Annotated in this window: 18 protein-coding genes and 2 pseudogenes; 13 read left to right on the top strand and 7 right to left on the bottom strand. The window is 71.6% G+C overall.

Annotated elements, in window-relative coordinates; all coding sequences use genetic code 11:
• Positions 1-2: 2 nt before the first annotated feature.
• The gene (locus O7620_RS18885; RefSeq protein WP_278124140.1) at positions 3-1,094 is read left to right on the top strand and encodes a sugar phosphate nucleotidyltransferase; all 1,092 of its coding nucleotides are present in this window, start codon (positions 3-5) and stop codon (positions 1,092-1,094) included.
• On the opposite strand, the gene O7620_RS18880 is transcribed toward O7620_RS18885, so the two are convergent.
• Positions 1,063-1,680, bottom strand: a complete 618-nt coding sequence (locus O7620_RS18880; RefSeq protein ID WP_278124139.1) for an NUDIX hydrolase — start codon at positions 1,678-1,680, stop codon at positions 1,063-1,065. The genes O7620_RS18885 and O7620_RS18880 overlap by 32 nt on opposite strands.
• A 39-nt stretch (positions 1,681-1,719) precedes the next feature.
• Between O7620_RS18880 and O7620_RS18875 the strand changes: the two genes are divergently transcribed.
• Together O7620_RS18875 and O7620_RS18870 are read left to right on the top strand one after the other, a co-directional pair.
• Complete coding sequence (locus tag O7620_RS18875) at positions 1,720-2,778, top strand: hypothetical protein (protein WP_278124138.1); 1,059 nt, start codon at positions 1,720-1,722, stop codon at positions 2,776-2,778.
• A 285-nt stretch (positions 2,779-3,063) separates the two neighbouring features.
• Positions 3,064-4,062 (top strand): winged helix-turn-helix domain-containing protein, encoded by a 999-nt coding sequence (locus O7620_RS18870; RefSeq protein ID WP_278124135.1) that lies wholly within the window; start codon positions 3,064-3,066, stop codon positions 4,060-4,062.
• A gap of 134 nt (positions 4,063-4,196) precedes the next feature.
• Here O7620_RS18870 and O7620_RS18865 read toward each other — a convergent pair whose 3' ends face one another.
• Complete coding sequence (locus O7620_RS18865; protein WP_278124133.1) at positions 4,197-5,285, bottom strand: coenzyme F420-0:L-glutamate ligase; 1,089 nt, start codon at positions 5,283-5,285, stop codon at positions 4,197-4,199.
• The gene (gene cofD / locus O7620_RS18860; RefSeq protein WP_278124132.1) at positions 5,282-6,229 is read right to left on the bottom strand and encodes a 2-phospho-L-lactate transferase; all 948 of its coding nucleotides are present in this window, start codon (positions 6,227-6,229) and stop codon (positions 5,282-5,284) included. The genes O7620_RS18865 and cofD overlap by 4 nt, the downstream gene beginning before the upstream one ends.
• A 98-nt stretch (positions 6,230-6,327) precedes the next feature.
• Here cofD and O7620_RS18855 point away from each other — a divergent pair, with 98 nt between their 5' ends.
• The 6 genes from O7620_RS18855 (at position 6,328) to O7620_RS18830 (ending at position 13,033) form a co-directional block, all read left to right on the top strand.
• Positions 6,328-7,383: a hypothetical protein gene (locus O7620_RS18855; RefSeq protein WP_278124131.1), complete on the top strand. Its 1,056-nt coding sequence runs from the start codon at positions 6,328-6,330 to the stop codon at positions 7,381-7,383.
• A gap of 267 nt (positions 7,384-7,650) precedes the next feature.
• Positions 7,651-10,194: a bifunctional FO biosynthesis protein CofGH gene (locus tag O7620_RS18850; protein WP_151492590.1), complete on the top strand. Its 2,544-nt coding sequence runs from the start codon at positions 7,651-7,653 to the stop codon at positions 10,192-10,194.
• A gap of 38 nt (positions 10,195-10,232) precedes the next feature.
• Entirely contained in the window at positions 10,233-10,511 is a 279-nt protein-coding gene (locus O7620_RS18845; protein ID WP_151492592.1) for a hypothetical protein, read from the top strand.
• A gap of 51 nt (positions 10,512-10,562) precedes the next feature.
• Complete coding sequence (locus O7620_RS18840) at positions 10,563-11,957, top strand: DUF4331 domain-containing protein (protein WP_278124128.1); 1,395 nt, start codon at positions 10,563-10,565, stop codon at positions 11,955-11,957.
• Between the two features lie 19 nt (positions 11,958-11,976).
• On the top strand, positions 11,977-12,306 hold the full coding sequence (locus tag O7620_RS18835; protein WP_278124126.1) for a phospholipase: 330 nt from the start codon (positions 11,977-11,979) through the stop codon (positions 12,304-12,306).
• Between the two features lie 469 nt (positions 12,307-12,775).
• Positions 12,776-13,033: a WhiB family transcriptional regulator gene (locus tag O7620_RS18830; RefSeq protein WP_007455784.1), complete on the top strand. Its 258-nt coding sequence runs from the start codon at positions 12,776-12,778 to the stop codon at positions 13,031-13,033.
• A gap of 34 nt (positions 13,034-13,067) precedes the next feature.
• On the opposite strand, the gene O7620_RS18825 is transcribed toward O7620_RS18830, so the two are convergent.
• On the bottom strand, positions 13,068-13,517 hold the full coding sequence (locus O7620_RS18825; protein WP_074316962.1) for a metallopeptidase family protein: 450 nt from the start codon (positions 13,515-13,517) through the stop codon (positions 13,068-13,070).
• A gap of 162 nt (positions 13,518-13,679) precedes the next feature.
• Between O7620_RS18825 and O7620_RS18820 the strand changes: the two genes are divergently transcribed.
• Positions 13,680-14,045 carry a DUF3499 domain-containing protein gene (locus tag O7620_RS18820; protein ID WP_151492597.1) on the top strand — a complete coding sequence of 122 codons (366 nt, stop codon included), beginning with the start codon at positions 13,680-13,682 and terminating at the stop codon, positions 14,043-14,045.
• Positions 14,046-14,050: 5 nt separating this feature from the next.
• Here O7620_RS18820 and O7620_RS18815 read toward each other — a convergent pair.
• Both O7620_RS18815 and O7620_RS18810 read right to left on the bottom strand, forming a co-directional pair.
• A pseudogene (locus O7620_RS18815) lies at positions 14,051-14,335 on the bottom strand (FAD-dependent oxidoreductase); the annotation flags it as partial.
• A 43-nt stretch (positions 14,336-14,378) separates the two neighbouring features.
• Positions 14,379-15,725, bottom strand: a complete 1,347-nt coding sequence (locus tag O7620_RS18810) for an aspartate aminotransferase family protein (RefSeq protein WP_278124111.1) — start codon at positions 15,723-15,725, stop codon at positions 14,379-14,381.
• Between the two features lie 605 nt (positions 15,726-16,330).
• On the opposite strand from O7620_RS18810, the pseudogene O7620_RS18805 reads away from it, so the two are divergent.
• Positions 16,331-16,695, top strand: a pseudogene (locus O7620_RS18805) (Scr1 family TA system antitoxin-like transcriptional regulator).
• Positions 16,686-16,880, top strand: a complete 195-nt coding sequence (locus O7620_RS18800; protein ID WP_278124109.1) for a DUF397 domain-containing protein — start codon at positions 16,686-16,688, stop codon at positions 16,878-16,880. The pseudogene O7620_RS18805 and the gene O7620_RS18800 overlap by 10 nt, the downstream one beginning before the upstream one ends.
• A 143-nt stretch (positions 16,881-17,023) precedes the next feature.
• On the opposite strand, the gene O7620_RS18795 is transcribed toward O7620_RS18800, so the two are convergent.
• Positions 17,024-17,536: an Lrp/AsnC family transcriptional regulator gene (locus O7620_RS18795; protein ID WP_151492603.1), complete on the bottom strand. Its 513-nt coding sequence runs from the start codon at positions 17,534-17,536 to the stop codon at positions 17,024-17,026.
• A gap of 216 nt (positions 17,537-17,752) precedes the next feature.
• Between O7620_RS18795 and O7620_RS18790 the strand changes: the two genes are divergently transcribed.
• Positions 17,753-18,937, top strand: coding sequence for a spermidine/putrescine ABC transporter substrate-binding protein (locus O7620_RS18790; protein WP_278124106.1), 1,185 nt, complete (start codon positions 17,753-17,755; stop codon positions 18,935-18,937).
• Positions 18,938-18,941 lie beyond the last annotated feature (4 nt).

The following is an 18,941-nucleotide window of genomic DNA, read 5'->3' as shown; positions in this document are numbered from 1 at the left end:
GGATGCTCTATGCGGTCATCCCGGCAGGTGGCAGCGGCACGAGGTTGTGGCCGTTGTCCCGCGCCGGCCACCCCAAGTTCCTCCACCCGCTGACCGGCACCAACGCCTCGCTGCTCCAGGCGACGGTGGCCCGGCTCGCGCCGTTGACCACCGTCGAGCGGACCCTTGTGGTCACCGGCGCCGCGCACGTCGCGGCAGTGGCCCGGCAGCTGACCGGTCTGCCCGAGGAGAACATCCTCGTCGAGCCGTCCCCCCGGGACTCCTGCGCGGCGATCGCGCTGGCCGCGGCGGTGATCGCGCTGCGGGAGCCGGAGGCGGTGATGGGTAGCTTCGCCGCCGACCACCTGATCGGTGACCCGGAGAGCTGGGTGCGCACGGTTCGGGAAGCCGCCCGCGGCGCCGAGCGGGGCATGTTGATGACGGTCGGGATCACCCCGACCCGACCGGAGACCGGCTACGGCTACCTGGAGACCGGCGAGGAGACCGGCGGCACGCCGTGGCGGCCGGTGGCCGAGTTCAAGGAGAAGCCGGCCGCCGAGGTCGCCGAGGCGTACGTCCGTTCCGGACGACACCTGTGGAACGCGAGCATGTTCGTGTGGCGGGTGGACGTGTTCCTCGCCGAACTGGCCCGCCAGCAGCCGGCCCTGCACGCCGGTGTCACCGCCATCGCCGCCGCGTGGGGCACCCCCGAGCAGGACGAGGTGCTCGGGGCGATCTGGCCGACCCTGCCGAAGATCTCCGTCGACTACGCAGTCATGGAGGGCGCTGCCACCGCGGGTCGGGTGGCCACCGTGCCGGGCGATTTCGGCTGGAACGACGTCGGAGACTTCCACACCCTCGGCGACGTGCTGCCGGCCGACGAGGCGGGCAACGTGGTGCTGGGCACCGATGCCAAGCCGGGTGTGCTGCTGCGGGACAGCGCCAACCTGGTGGTCGTGCCGCAGTCCGGCCGGTTGGTGGCGGTGCTCGGTCTGCGGGACCTGATCGTGGTGGACACTCCGGACGCGGTGCTGGTCTGCCCCCGCGACCGGGCCCAGGACGTCAAGGCCCTGGTCGACGACCTCAAGGAGCGAGGCGAAGAGGGCTACGTCTGAGGGCCGCGAGGGCCGGCGCGACGAGTTGCGCGGTCCCGCTGGCCAGCGGCTCGGGCAGCGCGTCCGGCGGGAACCACCCCAGCGCCTCGGCCTCGTCGCTGACCTGTTCCACCGCGCCGGGCGGCGTGAGTACGGCGAACCGGACGTCGAAGTGCAGGGAGCCGCCCTGGCAGGCCACCGTGTGCACGTCCACGTCGATCGGCACCGGGTCGATGCGCAGGCCGTCGATCCCGGATTCCTCGGTGGCCTCCCGCAGGGCCGCGCCGACCAGGGTGTCGTCGGTCGGCTCGCAGTGGCCGCCGAGCTGCACCCACATGCCGAACTTGCCGTGCAGGCAGAGCAGCACCCGCGAGCCGGTCGAGTCCAGGATCAGCGTGCTGGCGGTGAGATGACCGGGACGGTGCTGCCGGCTCATCGCGACCGGACCGGCGGCGAGCAGTCCCAGGGTCCTGTCGCGTGCTGCGGCGGCGTCCAGGCTGGTGGGCTGCCAGTCGCCGAGCAGCGCGGTCGCGTCGGCGTGCAGCGCGGCGTACGTCTCGGGGTCGGTCGGGTGGGCGGGGGGTCCGGTGAGCACGGTGTCGGGCACCTCGCCACTGTACGAGCGTGTGCTCCGTACCCTGGCGCGGTGACCCTGCGACTCGTTGAATTTGTGGTGGCCGGTAACGAGGCCAGCGACCTGCTGCCGGTGCGTTCGGCCGAGCTGCTGCGCGCGTACGGCGCCCGGCGGGGCTTCTGGACGGTGCTGGACGAGGGGCCGGTGGAGCGTTGCCTGGCCCTGCTGCTCGAGTTGGACGACGGCGAATGGGCGGCACGGCACGTCCTGGCCGACGCCGGATTGGAGAACGGCCGCACCGAGGATGGCGAGGCGCTCGCCCACCACGACGGCTGGGTGTACGTCTTCGGCTCCCACTTCGGGTCCAAGGCCGGCCCGCTGCGCCCCCGACGTGCCTTCGTGGCCCGGTTCCGGGAGGCCGACGCTGCGTCCGGGGTGCTGCCGGTGCAGGTGGTGCGCAACCGGTTCCGGCTGCACCGGGCGGTCAACGACGCCCTCGCCGCGGCGCCGCTGAGTCTGCTGCCGCCGGGGGAGCGGGTGCGGGACCGGTTCATCGTGGAGACCCGGGCCCGGGGGACCGCCCGGGCGAAGAGCTGGGTGAGCCGGCTGGCACCGGACGACCTGCCCCTGAACGTGGAGGCGGCGGCCTTCACCCCGGCGGGGACGGCGCTGCTCGGGCTGCGCTACCCGGTCAGCGGGGCCGGTGAGCCGATCGTGGTGGAGGTGGCCGACGTGCCGGGCATGTTCGCGGCGGAGCCGGCGTGGCCTCGGGCGCTGCGAGCGTACGCGGTGGCCGGGGTGACCCCGCCGGGCGTGTTGACCGGGTTCCGGGCGATCACACCGACCGTCGACGGCGGGTACGACGCCGTGATCGGGTCGATCGACGCGTTGGGCAAGGGTTCGGTGCTGCTCGACGACCACCCGGGCGGGGGTGACGTCCGGTCGCGGCACGTCCGGTTCCGGCTGCCCGCGGTCGAGTCGGGCGGCGCGGTGCCGGACACGTACCGGCTCGACGGGGAGGTGGTGGCGGACCTGGCGCCGTTCCACCACGTCGAGGGGCTGGCCACGCTGGACGGGCGGTTCTTCTACGTCACGGACGAGGACCACCGGGTCGCGCTGTGGGTGGGCTGAGCGGGGCGACGATGCGGCGGCGGGATGATCGGACGGCACCTCTGCGGAGCAAGGGCCGCAGACCCTCGTGGTGCCGCCCGATCACGGGTCCTCCCCGGTCCCGGTGCCCAGGCGCCGGATGCGTCCATGACGTACCGGCACCGTGCTCGGGCACTGGAAGCATGCCGAACCGGCACGGGAGGCGTCGAGCTTTTTCAGCCCAGGCTTAAAGATGGAGATAACTGCCGGCCGGGTAGAGTCGAACGGTCACTCGGCATCCCCCTGCCGGCGACACGGGAGCGCCCCATGCTGAAAATCCACTTTTCTGGCGAGGACATCCTCCGGACCCGGGTGGCCCCGGCGGCGGACCCGGTCTGGGAGCTGGTCCTCAGCCTGCACGCGTTGCAGAGCCGCAACCGCGACCCACTGACGTCGACGTGGCGACGCACGGTGAGCCGGGAGCTGCGCCAGGATGCTGCCTCCGAGCAGCTCAGACTGCTCTTCGCGCTGAACCCGCCGCGTGGCTACTTTCCCGACTTCCTCACCCCGTACGCCAGCGTCGACGGCCTCGAGGCCGGACTGGACGCGATCCAACGCACGCCCGTCGGGCTGCTGCAACGTGACCTGGGCGTGCTGGCCGCCGAGACGCCGCTGCCGGCGTCGGCCGCCGCGCTGGCCCGGGGTGACGTGGCGGCGCTGTACCACCTCACCGAGTCGATGGAGCAGTACCGGTCGCTGGCGATCAGCCCGTACTGGAACCGGATCCAGGCGGCGGTGGCGGCGGACCGGAACCGCCGCGCCCGGGCGCTGCTCGACGGCGGGGTGGAGGGGTTGCTGACCAGCCTCCGGCCGGCGATGCGCTGGGAGGGTGGGGTCCTCGAGGTTCGCGCCTACCCGCACAGCCGGGAGCTGCACCTGGACGGCCGGGGACTGTTGCTGGTGCCGTCGTTCTTTTGCGCGGCCACCCCGGTCGCCCTGCTCGATCCGGCGCTACCGCCGGTGCTCGTCTATCCGGTGGACCGGCTGGGCGGGTTGGCCCCGACCGACCGCGTCGGGACGGCCGCGCCGGGTGCCGGCCGGGACTCGCTCGCCGCGCTGCTCGGGCGCACCCGGGCGGCGGTGTTGCAGGCCAGCGACGACGGCTGCACCACCGGGGAGGTGGCCCGTCGGCTCAACATCTCACCGGCGGCGGCGAGTCAGCACGCTACCGTGCTGCGCAACGCCGGTCTGCTCGTCAGTCACCGCGAACGCAACACGGTGCTGCACACGTTGACCCCGCTCGGCCGGGCCATGCTCGACGCCTGACCCCGGTCAGCCCCGCCGCGAGGCCGGGTCGCCGCGAGGCCGGGCCGCCGCGAGGCCGGGCCGCCGCGACGCCGGGCCGCCGCGACGCCGGGCCGCTTGTCCGGCCGCGACGCCGGGCCGGCCCGGCCCGGCGGTCACAGGGCGAGCGCGGCGCTCGCCGTGCTGCCGGAGGGCGGGGGGAGCAGGGTCGACCCGATGCCCTCGGCGGCCAGGGCGACGCGCAGGCGGTGCAGGTCGGCGCCGAAGCGGACCAGGTCCATCGGGTCCACCGGGGCCGGCGGTGCGCCGAGCACCAGGGCGGTGGCGCTGTCCGGCCAGCCGGGCACGTCGGCGATCAGGCCGGCGCGTACCTCCGATTCGTCGACCAGGGTGAAGACCGTGCCGGGCGCGACCACGCCGGCAACCGCCTCGATCGCCCGTCGCGTGGCCGCCGGATCGGCCGGCGTCGGGCCGGGACCGTCGGTCAACGTGACGGCGTCGGTCAGGCCGGCCGACCGGGCCTCGGCGGTGCCGAGCGAGAACAGGTCCTGCGCGGCGTCGCGGACCAGCACCCGCGCGCCACCGCCGTCGTCCGGGCCGGTGGCGGACAGGTATCCGCGGACCACCGCGACCGGGACCTGGTCACACTTGCCCTTGATCAGCTCACCGGCGCCGGCCAGCTCGTCCACCACGGCCATCTGGGTCAGTTGCAGCTCGTTACCGTACGGGTCGACCTCGCCCCGGTGGTCGCGGATGGCCGGCATCCCCGCCACCCCGAGCGCCACGTCGGTGAGCCCGTTGCGCCAGGGCCGACCCATGGTGTCGGTGATGATCACGGCGACGTCCAGGCCGTAGTGCTCCCGCAGCGCGGCGCGCAGCGCGCGGGCCGACGCGTCCGGGTCCACCGGGAGCAACACCAGCCGCGTCTTGTCCACGTTCGACGCGTCGATGCCGGCGGAGGCCATCACGAAGCCGTGATGCGTCTGCACGATCCGGGTCGGCCCCCGGCTGGCGACGACCCGCGCCGTCTCGGCGGCCAGCACCTCGTCCCGGGCGGCGAGACGCTCGGGACCGTCCGCCGGGACGTCGACCAGCCGCCCCTCCGCCTTCGACACGATCTTGCTGGTGACCACCAGCACATCACCGTCGTGCAGCCAGGGCGCGGCGGTCGCGATCAACGCCGCCAGGTCGTCCCCCTCGGTCACGTGGCCGATGCCCAGCACCGGCAGGATCTCCAGCCTCACGTCAACTCCACCGCGGCGCGGACCATCGCCGCCGTCGCCGCCTCGTCGGTCATCCGCAACGGCACCGCGCGGACCGTCACCTCCGGCACCACCGTGCCCGCGTCCTCCTCGGCCACCAGCCATCCGTCCAGCAGGCCACCGGCCGGCCTGCCGCCGTAGAGCCGGCCCACCCCCGCCGCGCTGCACTCGACACCGAGCACGGCCAGGCAACGGTCGGCCATCCCCCGGACGGGCGCGCCACCGATGATCGGCGAGACACCCACCACCGGCGCGGGCGCGTCGGCCACCGCTTCGCGCAGGCCCGGAACGGCCAGCACCGGCGCGACGCTCACCACCGGGTTGCTCGGTGCGATCAGCACCAGATCGGCCGTACCGATGGCGTCCAGCACCCCCGGCGCCGGCTTGGCCGTCTCCGCGCCGACGAAGACGAAACGGTGGGTCAGGATGTCGGCCCGGTACCGCACCCACCACTCCTGGAAGTGGATCGCCCGCTGGCCCTGGTCGTCCTCGACCACCGCGTGGGTCTCCAGGCGGTCGTCGGTGGCCGGCAGCAGGCGTACGCCCGGCTCCCAGCGGGTCGACAGCGCCTCGGTGACCGTGCTGAGTGGGTAACCGGCGTTGAGCATGGTGCTGCGGACCAGGTGGGTGGCGATGTCCTTGTCGCCGAGGCCGAACCAGGTCGGCTCCGCCCCGTACGCGGCCAGCTCCGTCTTGACCGTCCAGCTCTCCCCGACCCGGCCCCAGCCCCGCTCGGGGTCGGCGCCGCCGCCGAGGGTGTACATGACGCTGTCCAGGTCGGGACAGATCTTCAACCCGTGCAGCCACAGGTCGTCGCCGACGTTGACGACGGCGGTCACCTCGGCGCCGACCTCGCGGGCGTACGCCCGGACGCCGAGCAGGAACCGGGCGCCGCCGATGCCGCCGGCCAGAACCACGATGCGCATGTCGACCATCCTCGCGCACGTGACGCCTCCGGTCCGCCGGTGGCCGGGGAGACTAGGCTCACGTGCGCCCTGTCCGTCCACGCCCCGAGGGGGAGCTCGTGACCAGCCCCGCCGAGCCCGCGTCCACCGATGCGACGCAGGCCCGTCAGCTGACCAAGCCACTACGCGAACTGGGCGCGCTCGCCCTGCTCGGCGCCAACGCCGTGTTCCTCTTCGTGGGCCTGCTCCGGCTGATCGCTCCGAACGACTACAGCGACTTCACCGACCGCGCGGGCGGTGCCTTCTTCGCGTTCATCGGGGTGGAGGCGGTGGTCCTGCCACTGCTGGCCGTGCTGTTGGCCACCCACGTCTCGCCGGTGCTGCCGAAGGCCAAGCTGATCACGCAGGTGGCGCTCGGCGAGTACGCGGTCAGCGCCCTGTTCGGCACGCTGACCATGCTGATCTGGACGGTGGGCCGGCTGGCCAAGGCCGAGGTGCTCGACGCGCTGCTCGGCGTCCTCACCCGCTTCGCCTGGCTGGTGATCTTCGCGGTCGCCGCCTGGGTGGTCTACACCGTCTGGCGCGCCCTCTACTACGTGCCGAGGCCGAAGCCGCAGCCGGGCGTCTACGGTCAGCCCCAGCCGGGCTGGCCGCAGCAGGGTGGTTGGCCGGGTCAGCCCGGTGGCCAGCCGCAGGGCGGGTGGCCCGCTCCCGGCCAGCCGGGCGGCTACCCGCAGGCCGGCCAGCCGGGCGGCTACCCGCAGGCCGGCCAGCCGGGCGGCTACCCGCAGGCCGGCCAGCCGGGCGGCTACCCGCCGGGGCAGTTCGCCGGCCAGTACGGCCAGCCGTCGCCGACGTTCCCGCAGTCGGCGCCGCCGCACCCCCAGTCCGCGCCGCCGTTCCCGCAGTCCGCGCCGCCGTTCCCGGCCGCTCCGCAGTCGGCGCCGCCGGTGAATCCCGCCCCGCAGTCCGCCCCGCCGCCCCCGGCCGCCCCGCCGTTCGGGCAGCCGCCGTCGGCCGACCCGACGCAGACCATCCCGCGTCAGTCCGCTGCCCCGGCGCCCGGCGACCCGACGTCCGCCGACCCGACCCAGGCGATCCGCCGCCCCGCGGACACGGACGCCGACCGTACCCAGCACATCAACCCGGGCGAGCACCCCGACCAGCCGCGCTGAGCCGGCGCCAGCAGAGCTTCTCGATCACCGCCGCACCCCCAAGGGGTACGGCGGTGTCCGGGTCTTCCTTTGCTCTGCTTCAACCGAGGCAACACCCGGTGTCCGGATATCGGACGTGCGGTGTTACGTCCGTCGAAGCAGAGCAAAGGAGCGACGCGTGGGTGCCTGCCCCCACCGACGCAGCGGGGTGAGCAGGAGCGGGTGCCGTTTCCCACGCTGCGGGCCGGGCCTGGTGGTGCGGGCACGCGCGGCGCATAGGGTGAGCGGATGGTTGATCGCACCCACTCCGGCCCGAGCGACGCTGCCGTGCGGCGGGCACTGGGCCGGGCCGCGACCGGTCGGGCACTGGACGTCGACGAGGCGACCGCGCTGCTCTCCGCCCGCGGTGACGCGCTCGACGAGCTGCTCCGGGTGGCCGGTGGGATCCGCGACGCCGGCCTACGCGAGGCCGGGCGGCCGGGCGTGGTCACGTACTCGAAGAAGGTTTTCATCCCGCTGACCCGGCTCTGCCGGGACCGCTGCCACTACTGCACGTTCGCCACCGTGCCGCACCGGCTGCCGGCGCCGTTCCTCGACCGTGACGAGGTGCTGGCCATCGCCCGCGAGGGGGCCGCGCAGGGTTGCAAGGAAGCCCTGTTCACCCTGGGTGACCGGCCGGAGGAGCGCTGGCCGGCGGCCCGGAGCTGGCTGGACGAACGGGGCTACGACTCCACACTGGATTACCTGCGCGCCTGCGCGGTGGCCGTGCTGGAGGAGACGGGGCTGTTGCCGCACCTCAACCCCGGGGTGCTGTCCTGGTCGGAGCTGCAACGGCTCAAGCCGGTCGCGCCGAGCATGGGCATGATGCTGGAGACCACCGCGACGCGGCTCTGGTCCGAGCCGGGCGGCCCGCACTACGGCTCACCGGACAAGGAGCCGGCGGTCCGGCTGCGGGTCCTGGAGGACGCGGGCCGGGTCGGGGTGCCGTTCACGACCGGCATCCTCATCGGCATCGGTGAGACGCCGGCCGAGCGGGTGGACGCGCTCTTCGCGATCCGCCGCGCCCACCGGGAGTACGGCCACCTCCAGGAGGTGATCGTGCAGAACTTTCGCGCCAAGCCGGACACGGCGATGCGCGGCATGCCCGACGCGGAGCTGCACGACCTGGCCGCCACGGTGGCGGTGGCCCGACTGCTGCTCGGCCCGAAGGCCCGGATCCAGGCCCCGCCGAACCTCATCGCCGGCGAGTACGACCTGCTGCTGCGTGCCGGCATCGACGACTGGGGCGGCGTCTCGCCGCTCACCCCGGACCACGTCAACCCGGAACGTCCGTGGCCGCAGATCGAGGAACTGGCCCGGCACACCGAGCTGGCCGGGTTCACGCTGCGGGAGCGGCTGACCATCTATCCCGAGTACGTGCGCGCCGGCGACCCGTGGCTCGACCCGAGGCTGTTGCCGCACGTCAACGCGTTGGCCGACCCGAGTACCGGCATGGCCGTGGAGTCGGCCATGCCGCAGGGTCGCCCCTGGCAGGAGCCGGAGGAGGTGTTCGGCGGGCGGACCGACCTGCACGCCACCATCGACACCACCGGGCGCACCGACGACCGGCGCGGCGACTTCGACAGCGTCTACGGCGACTGGTCCGAGGTGGCCGGCAAGGTCACCCCCGAGGCGGTCGCGCGCCGGGCCGGCGTACCCCCGGTGCCGGCCCGCAGCGGTGCGGACCGTGACCTGGCGGCCGGGCTCAAGCTGGCCGCCGACGATCCGGCGGCGCTGCTCGACCCCGCCAACACCGACGCGGCGCTGGCGTTGTTCGCGGCGGACGGGCCGGCGCTCGACGAGGTGTGCCGGCTCGCCGACGACGTACGCCGCGACACGGTCGGCGACGACGTCACCTACGTGGTGAACCGCAACATCAACTTCAGCAACGTCTGCTACGTGGGGTGCCGGTTCTGCGCGTTCGCCCAGCGTGAGCGGGACGCCGACGCCTACCGGCTCTCCGTCGGGCAGGTCGCCGACCGGGCCGAGGAGGCCTGGGCGGCCGGTGCCAGCGAGGTGTGCCTCCAGGGTGGCATCGACCCGAAGATGCCGGTCACCGGGTACGCCGACATCGTCCGCGCCATCAAGGCCCGGGTGCCGGGGATGCACGTGCACGCGTTCTCCCCGATGGAGATCGTCACCGCCGCCGCGAAGGCGGGCGTGCCGGTTCGCGAGTGGCTCACGCAGCTGCGCGAGGCAGGGCTGGACACCATCCCGGGCACCGCCGCGGAGATCCTCGACGACGACGTGCGCTGGGTGCTGACCAAGGGCAAACTGCCGGCCGCCGCCTGGGTCGATGTCGTCAGCACGGCCCACGAGTTGGGCATCCGGTCCAGCTCCACGATGATGTACGGCCACGTCGACCATCCCGGGCAGTGGCTGGCGCACTTCCGGGTGCTGGCCGGCGTGCAGGACCGTACCGGTGGGTTCACCGAGTTCGTGGCGCTGCCGTTCGTGCACACCAACGCCCCGATCTACCTGGCCGGCATCGCCCGCCCCGGGCCGACCTGGCGGGAGAACCGGGTGGTGCACGCCATGTCCCGGCTGCTGCTGCACGGCCGGATCGACAACATCCAGTGCTCCTGGGTGAAGCTCGGCGACGAGGGCACGGTGGCGATGCTCCAGGGTGGCTGCAACGACCTGGGCGGCACACTGATGGAGGAGACCATCTCCCGGATGGCCGGCTCCGGTAACGGTTCGGCGCGTACCGAGGAGCAGTTGCGGGCCATCGCGAAGGCCGCCGGACGTCCGGCGCGCAAGCGATCGACCGCGTACGGTCACGTTCGGCCCTGAGGTCGAACCTTTTCCCGCCGCCGCCCGTACCACGCGGCATGACCAGTGATCAGCGGAAGCGGCCCTGGCCGCGACTGACCCGCCGGCAGACGTTGACCGCTGCGGCCAGCGCCACCCTCGGCGCCGCCGCGCTCACCGTGCCGGGTCTGTCGGCCGCCCAGAACGCGCCGGGCGCGGCTGGCCGGGCCGACGAGCCGATCGTCGTGCACCTGCGCGACGCGGCCTCCGGGACGATGGACGTCTTCGTCGGCGAGACCCGGATCGAGGTACGTGACCGCGGGCTGGCGGACCGGCTGCGGCGTGCCGCTCGGCGCTGACCCGACGCTCCATTCCCACCATCTGTCCCCGCCCAGTGAGGTTGGTCCGCCATGTCTTCCCACCGCGAGGCACCGGAGATAGCCAAGGATCCGGTCGCCGACAGCTCCGACCTGTACGCGTTCGTGAGCCCCGACAAGCCCGACACGGTGACGCTGATCGCCAACTACGTGCCGTTGCAGCTCCCCTCCGGAGGGCCGAACTTCTTCGAGTTCGGCGACGACGTGCGGTACGAGATCCATATCGACAACGACGGTGACGGCAGTCCGGATGTCACCTACCGCTTCGAATTCACCACCGAGATCACGAACCCGAACAGTTTTCTCTACAACACCGGCCCGATCGATTCGCTGGACAGCAGGAACTGGAACCGGCGGCAGTTCTACAGCCTGACCCGGGTGGCCGATGGCCGGGAGCATCGGCTGGCGCACAAGCTGCCCTGCCCGCCGTGCAACGTCGGCCCGCTGTCCACCCCGAAGTACGCCGATCTGGTCCGGCAGGCCACCTACTCGCTCTCCACCGGGGAGCGGGTCTTCGCGGGGCAGCGCGCGGACGGCTTCTTCGTCGACCTGGGTGCGATCTTCGATCTGGGCACGCTGCGGCCGTTCCAGCAGTTGCACGTCGCCGGCAAGAAGATCTTCAAGGCCGAGGGGGAGCCGGTCAACGCCACCGACCGGATGAACGTGCACAGCATCGCGGTGCAGGTGCCGCTGAACCGGGTACGTCGGCGCGCCAGTCGGTACGGCGCGGCTGATTCGGCTTCGATCATCGGAGTGTGGACGTCCGCGTCGCGCCGGCAGGTCCGGGTGCTCGGCGACCGGGTTGCGGCGGACACGTCGACCGGCCCGTTCACCCAGGTCTCCCGGCTGGGCAACCCGCTGTTCAACGAGGTGATCGTGCCGATGTCCAAGAAGGACCTGTGGAACTCGCTGCCGCCGTCGGAGGACAAGCGGTTCGCGCAGTTCGTCGAGCGGCCCGAGTTGGCGGCGCTGCTGCCGGCGCTCTACCCGGACGTCTTTCCCAACCTGGACAAGCTCAACAAGGCGAAGAAGGCCCGCGCCGACCTGGTGGCGATCCTGCTCACCGGCGTGCCCGCGGGCCTGATCGACGGCTTCACCAACGCCACCGGCGACGTGCAGGCCGACATGCTGCGGCTGAACACCGCGATCCCGCCGACCAAACGGCCGGACCGGTTCGGGGTGCTCGGCGGCGACCTGGCCGGCTTCCCGAACGGGCGACGGGTCGGCGACGACGTGGTCAGCATCGCGTTGCGGGCGATCGCCGGGGTGACCGTCCCGCTGGTGGACAAGACGTTCCGTCCGGACGCGGCGGCCGGCGCGGTCACGCCGGGGTTGAGCGCCGCCGACGTGACCGCCCCGTTCCTCGGCAACTTCCCCTACCTGGGTACGCCGTACGACGGGTTCAACAACCCGCCGGCGTCGTCCTGACCGGGGCTGGGACCAGCGGATGCACGAGCACGCGTACGGGGCGTCGGAGACCGCGAGCGTCGTCCTGGAACTGGGCGGCGAGACCGGCGCGTTGATCCTCTACACCGGTCGGGATCTGCACGGCCGGGAGATCGAGATCAGCCGGGGTGGTGACCGGCGGGTCCACTCGGCGGTGCGGGAGCGCCGGGTGCGGGACGGCTCGTTCCACAGTGCGGTCTATCCGGATCTGCCCGCCGGCATCTATACCGTCTGGTGGGACGAGGACACGTCCGTCGGCACAGTTTCTGTCCATGGTGGAGAGATAGCCGAGTTCGTGTGGCCCAGCAGCGGTTTTGGTGCTGCAGGCTGACCTCCCCGCGCTGGTTCCACCGTCGCGCCCCGTCCACATCGTGGACGGGGCGCGAACGTCGTCCTCGGCTCGACGGGCGGTCTGCGCCGCGTCGCGTTAACCTGTCCCCCACCAAGATCAGCTTTACGGGTGGGGGTCGTCCGATGTGTCTGGCGCCGTGATGGCGACGACTCGTCGGAGGCGCGCCACGTCAGAAAAGTCGGGCAACTCGCCGGAGAGGGCGTTACTCGGCCGGGGTCTGAATCGATAGGGCAGGTTGCGAGGCTGGACGACCCGAGTGGTCGGCCGGGGGTGTCGGGAGGGCGACTCCATTATCAAGTTTGGCTTGACGGCGCACGCATTACACGCGTGTAATTTGAATGGGGTTGTTCGCACGGAACGCAACAAAACGGGACCGGACGGACAAGCACGCCTTTCGCGTGGGGGGTTGCAGCGGCGATGACGCCGGTGCGCGACAAGGAGGCATTTGATGGACGGCCAGCTTGAGGTGGCCGACCTGCTCGGAAACGCGCCGGAGTGGCAGGAGCGGGCGCTGTGCTCGCAGACCGACCCCGAGGCGTTTTTTCCCGAGAAGGGCGGCTCGACCCGTGAGGCGAAGCGAATCTGCTCGCGCTGCGAGGTCAAGACCGAATGCCTCGAATACGCTCTCGGGCACGACGAGCGGTTCGGCATCTGGGGTGGGCTCTCGGAGCGGGAGCGGCGCAAGTTGAAGCGGCGGGCCGCCTGAGCGGTGCGAGTCGGGGCGGTGGGGGCTGCCCGGCTCAGGCCAGCTCGTCGGGGTCGACCCCGAGCAGGTTCGCCACCTGTTCGATGATCACGTCATGCACGAGGTCGGCGAGGTCCTCACGGTCCATCGCCCGGAACTCCAGAGGCCGCCGGTACAGCACGATCCGCGGCGGCACCTCCTGCCGGCCCGGGCGGCCGGGCAGCAGCCGGGCCAACGGGACCTCGCCGTCCTCCAGCACGTCGGAGTCGTAGACGTTCAGGTCCGGCGGGACGTCCTCGACCGCGAACTCGACGCCGGCCAGCTCCTTGGCGAACCGCCGCTCCAGCGTTTCGACGGTGTCCAGGACCAGGTCGTCGAAGACCTCCGCCTTCGTGCGGGCCAGCGGTACGGTGGCCGGCACCAGCCGTCCGCGCAGGCCACGCCCGTGCCGGTCGCGGTGCGCACGGCGACCGGAACCGGGGCGGCGGTGTTCCGGACTCGTCATGAGGGAAGCGTAGCCCCCGCTGCGGGCTGGTCAGCGGCAGCGCCGCCCGCGTGGCGCGGCGCGTACCGGACCGGACCGGACCGGTGAATTGTGATCACCGCGACGGGCGTGTCGCAACGCGAAGCGATGCGCCGGACCCGGTAATGGAGATACCCTGCCGCCGTGAGGTCACCACGGCGCTGCTCCCGTAACGGCTGCCCCCGGCAAGCGGTCGCCACATTGACCTATGTCTACAACGAGTCGACGGCGGTGGTGGGTCCGCTGGCCGCGTTCGCCGAGCCGCACACATACGACCTGTGTGAGCCGCACGCCCGCAGCCTCACCGCCCCCCGCGGCTGGGACGTGGTCCGGCACGAGGGTGAGTTCGAGCCGCCACCGCCCACCACCGACGACCTCGTCGCGTTGGCCGAAGCCGTCCGTGAGGCCGCCCGTCCCGCTCCCCGCCCTCCGGAGCCCGACCAGACCCACGACAACCCGCACCAGACCGGCCGGCGCGGCCACCTCCGGGTGATCCCTCCCAACCACTGATCCGATCAGTGGCCGAGGAGGCGGGAGAAGGCTGCCGCCCGTCGGGAGGGGCGGTCGGTTCGGGATTCCGCCGCGTCGGCGCCGGTCATGATCCGTAGTCCGGCGTTGACCGCCAGCCAGCGCAGCGGCTCGGGTTCCCAGCGCGGGGAGTGGTGGTTGACCCACGGCAGGGTGGTTAGCTCGGTGCGTTCGCCGCGGATCAGGTCGGCCAGGGTGCGGCCAGCGAGGTTGCTGGAACCCACCCCGTCCCCGACGTAGCCGCCCGCCCACGCCAGCCCGCTGCCCCGGTCGTGGACAGCCAGTACGACAGGTCCCGGTAGCGACCGGCGCCGCTCAGAGCCGCGCCCATGCCTCGGTGAGCACCGTGCGCAGGATCTGCTCGATCTCGTCGAAGTGCTGCTGCTCGGCGATCAGCGGCGGGGCAAGCTGCACGACGGGGTCGCCCCGGTCGTCGGCCCGGCAGTAGAGCCCGGCCTGGAACAGCGCGGTGGACAGGAATCCGCGCAGCAGCCGCTCCGACTCGGCCTCGTCGAACGTCTCCCGGGTCGTCTTGTCCTTGACCAGCTCGATGCCGTAGAAGTAGCCGTCGCCCCGGACGTCGCCGACGATCGGCAGGTCGTACAGCTTCTCCAGGGTGGACCGGAAGGCGTCCTCGTTGGCGCGTACGTGCCCGACCAGGTCCTCGCGGGCGAAGACCTCCAGGTTGGCCAGGGCCACCGCGCAGGAGACCGGGTGCCCGCCGAAGGTCACCCCGTGGGCGAACATGCCGGTCTCGGTGAGGAACGGCTCCATCAGCCGGTCGCTGGCGATCATCGCGCCGAGCGGGGCGTACCCGGAGGTGATGCCCTTCGCGGTGGTGATGATGTCCGGTTGGTAGCCGTAGCGCACGGCGCCGAAGTACTCGCCGAGCCGACCCCACGAGCAGATCACCTCGTCGGAGACGAGCAGCACGTCGTACGCGTCGCAGATCTCCCGGACCCGCACGAAGTAGCCGGGCGGGGGCGGGAAACATCCGCCGGAGTTCTGCACCGGCTCCAGGAAGACCGCCGCGACCGTGTCCGGACCCTCCCGCTCGATGGCCCGGCCGATCTCGTCGGCGGCCCAGCGGCCGAACGCCTCGGCGTCGTCACCGTGCTCGGGCGCCCGGTAGAAGTTGGTGTTCGGTACCTTGATCGCGCCCGGCACCAGCGGCTCGAAGTCGCTCTTGATGCCCGGCAGGCCGGTGATCGACAGGGCGCCCATCGAGGTGCCGTGGTAGGCGATGTACCGGCTGATCACCTTGTACTTGTTGGGCTGACCGGTGCGCTTGAAGTAGGCGCGGGCCAGCTTCCACGCCGCCTCGACGGCCTCGGACCCACCGGTGGTGAAGAAGACCCGGTTGAGGTCGCCCGGGGTGAGGGTGGAGATCTTCTCGGCCAACTCCACGGCCTTCGGGTGGGCGTACGACCACAGCGGGAAGTAGGCCAGCTCGCCGGCCTGCTTGGCGGCGGCCTCGGCCAGCTCGGTGCGGCCGTGGCCGGCGTTGACGACGAAGAGCCCGGCGAGCCCGTCCAGGTAGCGGCGACCCTGCGCGTCCCACACGTACGCGCCCTCGCCGCGCACGATGGTCGGCACCTCGCCGGCGGAGTAGCTCGCCATCCGGGTGAAGTGCATCCAGAGGTGGTCGGTGGCGTTGGCCATGTCAGCCCCATCGGTCCGTCGGGCCGGTCCAAGGGGTGAGGCCGGCCGCTCTGCCAACGGTTATCGCACAGTCCGGGGCTCGGAGGCAAGTGGTATCAGTGGCGTTGTGAGGCCGAGGCAACGGAATCAGCGAGCTGTTTCGGTCTCAGCAACGGATTCCGCATCGCCGCGGCCCTGTCGGTAGGGGGCGCGACGCTGTAGAGCTGCCCCAGATCTGGGGCAGCCGCCTGGCGCACTGGCCCGCTAGCGCCGCGCTTATCGGTTGATCCACTCCGGTTCGACGATGTCGGGGTATCGGGGGTTGATACCGCGTTTTCGGCGATGTCGAGTGGATCACCGTCAGGGCCGGTGCGGATCGGCGTGGACTGGCGTGGACCGGCCCCGGGACGCTCGCGGGGACACCTTCGGGGCGGTCGGGGGGCGTCCTGAATGCGCGCCAACACGTCCCACCGCAACACGCCGGTAGGCGGGGGACATCGACACTCAGCGTGGCTATCGCGCGCCGCAGTGTGCACCGAGCGGAGCGGCAGTCCGCAGCGGGCGAATCCGCGGGGGGCGTCCGGCGGGCGGGAGGATCGGTGGCGAACGAGGCGTTGCGGGTGGCGATGGCCGAGGCGGGGGAGACGGTCGAGTCCCTGGCCGAGAAGGTCCACGTCGACCCCAAGACGGCGGCGCGGTGGCTCGCTGCGGGACGGATTCCGCATCCGCGTACCCGGATCGCGGTGGCCGAGGTCCTGCGCCGGGACGCGGCGGACCTCTGGCCGGAGCCGTTCCGCCGCCGCGACCTGCCGTGGTTCCGACCGCGGGGACGGAATTGGCGTATCTCGACAACCAGCTCCGTGGTCAGGTCGTGACCGATCCTCTCGACGTCGCTAGCCTGGGACGCAGGTGGGAGAGCGTCACCGGTGAGGCGTTGCCCCAACGTCAGTCGATCGAGCTGATCAGGGAAGTGGCCACGGCATGGACATGACCGACGCGCGCTGGCGCACCGCGACCCGCAGCAGCAACAACGGCGGCAACTGTGTCGAGGTGGCCGACAACCTGCCCGGTCGGGTGCTGGTGCGCGACAGCAAGGACCGTGACGGCGGCACCCTGACCTTCGCGCCGACCGCTTGGACGTCGTTCGTCGACGCGGTCCGCGCGGCAGGCCGCTGATCCACTCCGGTTCACGGAAAACGGGGTGTCAGCGCGGCGCGGACACCCCGACTTCCTGCAAACCGAGTGGATCAACCGCGACCGCCGACCGCGACCGCCGACCGCGACCGCCGACCGCGACCGCCGACCGCGACCGCCGGGCGTCAGGCCGTACCCCAGGTGTAGGTCTGCTTGCGCAGCTTGAGGTAGACGAACGCCTCGGTGGAGAGCACCCCGGGCACCGCGCGCAGTCGTTGCAGGATCTCCAGCAGGTGGTCGTCGTTGCGGCAGACCACCTCGGTGAGCAGGTCGAACGACCCGGCGGTGATGACCACGTAGTCGACCTCCTCCAACTCGGCGAGCCGGTCCGCGACCGCCTCCAGGTCGCCGTCGGTACGCAGGCCGATCATCGCCTGGCGGGGGAAGCCGAGCTGGAGCGGATCGGTCACCGCCACGATCTGCATCACGCCGGAGTCGAGTAGTCGCTGCACCCGCTGGCGGACGGCCGCCTCGGAGAGCCCGACCGCCTTGCCGATGGTGGCGTACGGTCGGCGGCCGTCCTCCTGAAGCTGTTCGATGATCTGCTTGGCCACGTCATCCAGCAGAGCGTGATTGGCGCCTTCACGGACAGCGACGCGCCGACCGCCGTTGTTGCTGTCCTGCTGCCGGTTCGTCATCGTGCGCTCCCCATGTCCCGAATCGTGATGTCGCGCGTTTGTCCCCGCGCAGTCTGGCGTATTTCGTCGTGCATCGCTAATCCCGCAACGGAATCCCTTGTAGGGGAGGTGTCCTCATGTCAGGATCAGTCGTCCATGGCAACTGACCCTCCCGATATTCCCGCCGGCGCGCCTCCCCCCGTCCCGCCCGCCGACGATGACCCCCTAGGAGTCGTCATGCGTACTCCCCTCCGGCCCCTCTCCCGGCGTGGACTGCTCACCGGCACTCTCGGTTCGGCCGCTCTGCTCGCCACGGGCGGCAGCCTCGCCGGCTGCGGCACCAAGGGCGCGCAGCAGACCGAGGCCGGCTGCGTCAGCGAGGACCTGTCCGGCACCGAGAAGAAGCTTGCGTTCTCCAACTGGCCGCAGTACATGGACGTGGACGAGAAGGACGAGTCCAAGCGGCCCAGCCTGGACGAGTTCATCACGAAGAGCGGCATTCAGGTCACCTACACCGAGGACATCAACGACAACAACGAGTTCTTCGGCAAGGTGCAGAACCAACTGGCGGCCTGCCAGAGCACCGACCGGGACATCATCGTGCTGACCGACTGGATGGCGGCCCGGATGATCCGCCTCGGCTGGATCCAGAAGCTCGACCCCGCGAAGATCCCGAACGTCCAGGCGAACCTGCTGCCGTCGCTGCTCAACCGTTCCTTCGACAAGGACAACCGGATCTCGATCCCGTGGCAGTCCGGCCTGGCCGGGTTGGCGTACAACGGCAGCGTCACCAAGGAGCTGCGGACGGTCGACGAGCTGCTCACCCGCCCCGACCTCAAGGGCAAGGTGACGGCGCTCAGCGAGATGCGCGACACGATGGGCCTGCTGATGCAGTCCAACGGGCACGACCCGGCCAACTTCACCGCCGCCCAGTTCGACGACGCGCTCAACAAGCTCAAGAAGGCCGTCGACTCCGGGCAGATCCGCAAGTTCACCGGCAACGACTACGCACCGGACCTGGCCAAGGGCGACATCGCCGCGTGCATCGGCTGGTCCGGGGACGTCATCCAGCTCTCCAGTGAGAACGAGAAGGTGCAGTTCGTCGCGCCCGACTCCGGCGTGATGCTCTACAGCGACAACATGATGGTCCCCAACAAGGCCACCCACAAGGGCAACGCCGAAGCACTGATCAACTACTACTACGAGCCGGCCGTCGCCGCGAAACTCGCCGCGTACGTCAACTACATCTGCCCGGTCAAGGGCGCCCAGGCCGAGATGGAGAAGATCGACCCGGAGCTGGCCGCCAACCCGCTGATCTTCCCCGACGAGGCGCTGCTGTCGAAGTCCACGGTGTTCATGGCCCTGGACGAGAAGCAGGAGAGGGAGTACGAGGGCAAGTTCCAGCAGGTCATCGGGGCGTGACGGG

This window comes from Micromonospora sp. WMMD710 (genome assembly GCF_029626045.1).
Lineage (GTDB): Bacteria > Actinomycetota > Actinomycetes > Mycobacteriales > Micromonosporaceae > Micromonospora.
The sequence above is the reverse complement of the archived record's forward strand: the minus strand, read 5'-3'. Positions and strand labels throughout refer to the sequence as shown.

Bases quoted from the DNA above. Each gene is read 5' to 3' on its own strand.
- O7620_RS18810 (WP_278124111.1), bottom strand. From the start codon at position 15,725: ATGGCCAACGCCACCGACCACCTCTGGATGCACTTCACCCGGATGGCG.
- O7620_RS18800 (WP_278124109.1), top strand. From the start codon at position 16,686: ATGGACATGACCGACGCGCGCTGGCGCACCGCGACCCGCAGCAGCAAC.
- O7620_RS18830 (WP_007455784.1), top strand. From the start codon at position 12,776: ATGGACGGCCAGCTTGAGGTGGCCGACCTGCTCGGAAACGCGCCGGAG.
- O7620_RS18870 (WP_278124135.1), top strand. From the start codon at position 3,064: ATGCTGAAAATCCACTTTTCTGGCGAGGACATCCTCCGGACCCGGGTG.
- O7620_RS18840 (WP_278124128.1), top strand. From the start codon at position 10,563: ATGTCTTCCCACCGCGAGGCACCGGAGATAGCCAAGGATCCGGTCGCC.
- O7620_RS18835 (WP_278124126.1), top strand. From the start codon at position 11,977: ATGCACGAGCACGCGTACGGGGCGTCGGAGACCGCGAGCGTCGTCCTG.
- O7620_RS18850 (WP_151492590.1), top strand. From the start codon at position 7,651: ATGGTTGATCGCACCCACTCCGGCCCGAGCGACGCTGCCGTGCGGCGG.
- O7620_RS18825 (WP_074316962.1), bottom strand. From the start codon at position 13,517: ATGACGAGTCCGGAACACCGCCGCCCCGGTTCCGGTCGCCGTGCGCAC.
- O7620_RS18885 (WP_278124140.1), top strand. From the start codon at position 3: ATGCTCTATGCGGTCATCCCGGCAGGTGGCAGCGGCACGAGGTTGTGG.
- O7620_RS18790 (WP_278124106.1), top strand. From the start codon at position 17,753: ATGCGTACTCCCCTCCGGCCCCTCTCCCGGCGTGGACTGCTCACCGGC.
- O7620_RS18795 (WP_151492603.1), bottom strand. From the start codon at position 17,536: ATGACGAACCGGCAGCAGGACAGCAACAACGGCGGTCGGCGCGTCGCT.
- cofD (WP_278124132.1), bottom strand. From the start codon at position 6,229: ATGCGCATCGTGGTTCTGGCCGGCGGCATCGGCGGCGCCCGGTTCCTG.
- O7620_RS18845 (WP_151492592.1), top strand. From the start codon at position 10,233: ATGACCAGTGATCAGCGGAAGCGGCCCTGGCCGCGACTGACCCGCCGG.